A 5,229-nucleotide genomic window follows, 5' to 3' on the forward strand; every position below is an offset into this window, starting at 1 on the left:
CAACGGCTCTTGGATACGTTTAAGATGCGATCGCTAGAATCTTTGGGGTGTACGCCATTTCCCCTCGCTGTCCGAGCTGCTGGCGGCCTATTGGAATATCTCGAAGCCACCCAAAAAAGTAACCCCGTCGCCCTGCAACCCCTACGGACTTATTCCCTCGGCGACTATCTAGTCTTGGATCACCAGTCCCGCCGCAACCTGGAAATCACCCAAACCGTCCGCGACGGTCATTTCGCAGGTTCACTATTGTGGGCATTAGATAAAACCTGTACCGCAATGGGCGGACGCGCCTTGCGTCGCTGGATGCTCCAACCCCTGCTCGATATTGCATCAATTACTAAACGTCAAACTACGATCCAAGAACTAGTCGAAAACACCTTCCTGCGCCAAGATCTCCAACAACTACTCAAACAGATCTACGATATCGAACGCCTGACGGGTAAAGCCGCATCTGGACGCGCTAACGCCCGCGATCTCGTTGCGCTTTCTGACTCCTTCCTCAAACTTCCTGCATTAGCAAATATTGCCAGCCAGGGCAAATCACCGTTTTTAAAAATCCTCCACCACGTCCCCGCCGAACTCGAAGCATTAGGACAAAAAATCGCGGCACATTTGGTCGAACATCCGCCCCAGCATCTCAAAGAAGGCGGTTTGATGCGATCGGGCATCAACACCCAACTCGACGAATTAAGAGCATTAGCTGCTGAAGATCATCAATGGATCGCCAATCTCGAAGTGATCGAACGCGATCGATCGGGCATCGCCAATCTCAAAGTCGGCTTCAATAAAACCTTCGGCTACTATATCAGCATCTCCCGCCTCAAAGCCGACCAAGTACCAGGCGACTACATCCGCAAACAAACCCTCACCAACGAGGAACGCTACATCACCCCCGAACTCAAAGAACGGGAAGTCCGCATCCTCACCGCCCAAGACGATCTCAACCGGATCGAACACGAACTCTTCATCGAACTCCGCGCCACTGTCGCCGCCCACACCGAGCAAATCCGCACCATCGCCCGCAGTATCTCAGCAATCGATGTCCTCTGCGGTTTAGCCGAAATTGCCGCAACTCAAGGCTATTGTCGCCCCCAAATGGTACCGAGTCGCGAAATCCAGATTACCGACGGTCGTCATCCTGTCGTTGAAAAAGCCTTATTAGCCGGATTTTTCGTCCCCAATTCCACCCAATTAGGACAAGCCGAACACATTACCACTAGTGTAGAACATCCCGATTTAATTATCCTCACGGGGCCAAATGCCAGCGGCAAAAGTTGTTATTTGCGGCAATTAGGCTTGATCCAAATCATGGCGCAAATTGGCAGTTTTATCCCTGCCACCGCTGCTACGTTGGGAATATGCGATCGCATCTTCACCCGCGTCGGTGCAGTAGACGATCTCGCCACCGGACAATCCACCTTCATGGTAGAGATGAATGAAACCGCCAATATTCTCAATCATGCCACACCCAATTCCCTGGTTTTATTAGATGAAATTGGACGGGGAACGGCTACATTTGATGGACTTTCGATCGCCTGGGCAGTTGCCGAATATCTCGCAAATGAGATTCGATCGCGCACGATTTTTGCCACCCATTATCATGAACTCAACGAACTCGCATCGATCCTGCCAAATGTGGCAAATTATCAAGTCACTGTCAAAGAATTACCAGACCAAATCATCTTCCTCCACCAAGTCCAACCCGGCGGTGCGAGTAAATCTTATGGGATTGAAGCGGGCAGGTTGGCAGGTTTACCGCCGACGGTAATTAGTCGTGCGCGGCAGGTGATGTCGCAGATTGAAGAGCATAGTAAAATCGCATTAGGATTGCGGGAATCGATGTCGTGAGAACCTTGTCTATAAAGAGCATAAAATCAGAATAAACAAGGAGTAAAAGAAATGACTTTTCCTGAAACACTTTTAGTTAGTGGTACAACTGCTTTTTTGACGGGGACATTTACCTTGATTGTGCAATACTTTGTTGCCTCATTGCAGAGGCGCAATGAAAAAGATAAAGCTTTAGAGCAAGAAAAACGTACTGCGTACAAGCAATTATTGGACTTAGTTTTCAATGTACTGGGTTCTATTGCAAATGACAAAAACCCAAGCAACAAAACAAACGATGAAAATGATATATTCAAAATAGAGAGAGATCTAACTGTTTATGCCTCAGATGAAGTGTTTCAGCTTTTCTTGGCACTTCGTAAAGCATCGGATGAGAACCAAAATGTAGTAGAAGCATTAGCGAAGTTAATTCTAGCGATTCGCAAGGATTCTGGACATAAAAACACAGCTATTTCCTTGAGGGAGATACTTTCACCAGTAGTTAGAAATCCAGGTAAACTATTTGAGAATTTGTGATTTTAGCCTATTTTATTATTTTATTTGGATAGGCAGGTCTCAAGATCTAGGTTCCAAGCATTTATATATATTCTATAAAGATCTCAGTATGCAGGGATGTATATTTTGTTTGAAGATGGTAACGTCATCAATGCCGATCTCGATGAGGATATTTCACTAGATCGAGTGTGGAATACAGATCTCGTTCGGGATCGAATCACTAAGTATAATAGTATTTTCTGTCACTTTATTTCATATGATATTAAACGAACATCAGTATGTTACGACTAAAGTAAGAGTTAGCGAATTCACAAAAGCCATTTTAATACTAAAAAATAGTGATGATTCATCCGATCCTAATCAACAACTACGAAAAACAACTCAGTTAGATGCTCTGAGTACTCAACTAGACGAACTGCAAGAAGAAATCGCAGAATATGAATCTCTCAGAGTAGTTTGAGATTTGATAGAAATCTTGTCTATAATTATCACTCGATCGAACATGCCTAGATGAGCGATAATAGGAGATAGTTCGATTTGATGTATCCTAATTGTCGCTTTAATGCAATTTGAGTGGGATGAAGTAAAGAACCTTGAGAATATCCGCAAGCATCAAATTGACTTCGCCGATGTCTCTGCAATGTTTCAAGAAGACATATTAATCGAGCTAGATGACCGCATCGATTATGACGAAGATCGATGGATAGGGATTGGATTTCTCGGTCTTGGTGTCGCGGTAGTTGTCTGGACAGAGCGAGAAGGGGATATCATCAGAATAATTTCAGCCCGAAGAGCAAATCGTCATGAACAAAAACGACTCGAACAATACCTCCGGTACTAATTGGGAAGCATTGGCAGCAATGTCTGATGACAACATTGATTACTCGGATATTCCACCCTTAACGGATAATTTTTTTGAGCGAGCCACGCTGCGGATTCCAGCAGCACAGGCTCAGAACTTGGTACATCTCGATCCTGATGTGATGAAATGGTTCCAGTCTCAAGGCGTACAGCCGACAGAAATGATTAATACAGTTCTGCGCCGATACATTGAAAATAGCGATCGACAATCTGCATAAAAATATCTATTTAATGAATAATGTAAAATTTTCGATGATGTGATGCTGACATCGATGAAGGTGCTTTGCTCGATCGAGTCAGAGATCGGCATAAAATAACCTAATGGTTGTGTCTGGATTAGAGATTGGTAATATATGGAAACGATCGACTTGTTACGATCCGGTCAATTGCAGGGGATAAAACGGCTGGATTTAGCTGCTGGCTTGACAGAATTCCCGATCGAGATTTTTGACTTGGCAGATTCGCTGGAAATATTAAACCTGTCTGATAACAAGTTACGATCTTTGCCTGCCGATCTGGGACGCTTACACGATCTCAAAATTATTTTTCTGAGTAACAATGATTTTGAGGAAGTCCCTGAAGTTTTGGCAGATTGTCCAAATCTGTCGATGGTGAGTTTTAAATCTAACAAGATTAGGGTTTTGGGCGAGAATGTCTTACCTCTAAATGTGAGGTGGTTAATTCTCACTGATAATCAGCTCGAACGGCTGCCAAATTCGATCGGTCAACTCCACAAACTGCAAAAATTGATGTTAGCCGGAAATCAATTGAGATCGCTACCGGATGAGATGGCGGCTTGTCAGAATTTAGAACTGATTAGATTGGCCGCAAATCGGCTGGAATCTTTGCCAAGCTGGTTATTTACGCTACCTCGATTATCCTGGTTGGCTTATGCTGGCAATCCGTGTTGTATTACGAACCTGTCGGCAACTGTAGCCACCATTCCGTGGGCGGAGTTGACCCTCGCGGATACCTTGGGTGAAGGTGCTTCGGGAGTGATTTCCAAGGGTGTGTGGCAATCGCCAGCGCAGCCACCAACTGCTGTCGCAATCAAGATTTTTAAAGGGGCGATCACGAGTGATGGTTCGCCAGCAGATGAAATGAATGCTTGTATCGCTGCTGGTGGGCATCCTCATCTGGTGGGCGCGTTGGGTGAAATCATCGATTGTCCTGATGACAGATCGGGGCTAATATTATCATTAATTCCTGCCGATTATCAAAATTTGGGCAATCCGCCGAGTTTGGATAGTTGCACTAGAGACACCTATGCAGTTAATACCTCTTTTTCGATCGAAACAGTCCTGCGAATTACGATTGGGATTGCATCGGCGGTGGCACATCTCCACACTCAGGGCATCATGCATGGCGATTTGTACGCTCACAATATCTTAGTGAATGAGAGTGGGCATTCTTTATTAGGCGATTTTGGGGCGGCTTCTAGTTACGATCTCAGCGATAAAATTGCTGGGGCAGCTTTGGAAAGATCGGAAGTCAGAGCTTTTGGTTGTTTGCTCGAAGATTTATTGGAGCGCGCTCAAGTACCGAGTGCTGAAGCGGACAAACAGATCTTCAGTCGATTAAATAAGTTACAGCAAGATTGTTTGCAGACAATTCCTGCCGCTAGACCATTGTTTATAGAGATTGATCGAATTTTGGCTGAAATTACAACTAAAGAATAACTTTTATCGAAGTAGGCCAACGCGATCGTTTTAAATACTAAAATCAGTGATGACATATCCCCGACTTCTTGAAGAAGTCGGGGATATAGTAGCGATATTAGATCGTGTGAAATCAAAGTAAGTTACCAGACCTAATAATTTTGACAATCAACCACAAGCCTAAAATGCTTGCCGCACCAAATAACACATTACTGAGCAACTGCAATTCGGGCGTGCGGGCATTGGCAGACACGATCGCCGCGCCGACGATTAATGCGCCAACTACCGTACTAAACGATCGACGATTGGCGGCATCGTCGATACTATTTTGGATGCCATCGAGGTTTTGAATCGTGAGATTGAGCTTCAA

The 5,229-nt window shown here is 44.8% G+C and carries 6 protein-coding genes and 1 pseudogene; 6 read left to right on the plus strand and 1 reads right to left on the minus strand.

The features are described 5' to 3' along the window. The 6 genes from mutS to RMO27_RS10770 all read left to right on the plus strand — a co-directional run. A partial coding sequence (mutS, locus tag RMO27_RS10745) for a DNA mismatch repair protein MutS (RefSeq protein ID WP_396133661.1) occupies window positions 1-1,848 on the plus strand: 1,848 nt, incomplete at its 5' end. A 51-nt stretch (window positions 1,849-1,899) separates the two neighbouring features. Beyond that, window positions 1,900-2,361, plus strand: a complete 462-nt coding sequence (locus tag RMO27_RS10750; RefSeq protein ID WP_309732210.1) for a hypothetical protein — start codon at window positions 1,900-1,902, stop codon at window positions 2,359-2,361. A 96-nt stretch (window positions 2,362-2,457) separates the two neighbouring features. Next, complete coding sequence (locus tag RMO27_RS10755; protein WP_309732212.1) at window positions 2,458-2,631, plus strand: hypothetical protein; 174 nt, start codon at window positions 2,458-2,460, stop codon at window positions 2,629-2,631. Between the two features lie 271 nt (window positions 2,632-2,902). After that, complete coding sequence (locus RMO27_RS10760) at window positions 2,903-3,181, plus strand: BrnT family toxin (protein WP_309732213.1); 279 nt, start codon at window positions 2,903-2,905, stop codon at window positions 3,179-3,181. After that, window positions 3,144-3,419 (plus strand): hypothetical protein, encoded by a 276-nt coding sequence (locus RMO27_RS10765; RefSeq protein WP_309732215.1) that lies wholly within the window; start codon window positions 3,144-3,146, stop codon window positions 3,417-3,419. Before RMO27_RS10760 ends, RMO27_RS10765 begins: the two co-directional genes overlap by 38 nt. Before the next feature lie 135 nt (window positions 3,420-3,554). Continuing rightward, window positions 3,555-4,880 (plus strand): leucine-rich repeat-containing protein kinase family protein, encoded by a 1,326-nt coding sequence (locus RMO27_RS10770; RefSeq protein WP_309732217.1) that lies wholly within the window; start codon window positions 3,555-3,557, stop codon window positions 4,878-4,880. 112 nt (window positions 4,881-4,992) lie between these two features. Here RMO27_RS10770 and RMO27_RS10775 read toward each other — a convergent pair. Beyond that, window positions 4,993-5,229 (minus strand): annotated as a pseudogene (locus tag RMO27_RS10775) (AarF/ABC1/UbiB kinase family protein); the annotation flags it as partial.

The organism is Chamaesiphon sp. OTE_75_metabat_556, assembly GCF_031378165.1.
Taxonomy (GTDB): Bacteria; Cyanobacteriota; Cyanobacteriia; order Cyanobacteriales; family Chamaesiphonaceae; genus Chamaesiphon.

Excerpts from the sequence above, each read along its gene's own strand:
- RMO27_RS10750 (WP_309732210.1), top strand. The coding sequence starts at position 1,900 with ATGACTTTTCCTGAAACACTTTTAGTTAGTGGTACAACTGCTTTTTTG.
- RMO27_RS10755 (WP_309732212.1), top strand. The coding sequence starts at position 2,458 with ATGTATATTTTGTTTGAAGATGGTAACGTCATCAATGCCGATCTCGAT.
- RMO27_RS10760 (WP_309732213.1), top strand. The coding sequence starts at position 2,903 with ATGCAATTTGAGTGGGATGAAGTAAAGAACCTTGAGAATATCCGCAAG.
- RMO27_RS10765 (WP_309732215.1), top strand. The coding sequence starts at position 3,144 with ATGAACAAAAACGACTCGAACAATACCTCCGGTACTAATTGGGAAGCA.
- RMO27_RS10770 (WP_309732217.1), top strand. The coding sequence starts at position 3,555 with ATGGAAACGATCGACTTGTTACGATCCGGTCAATTGCAGGGGATAAAA.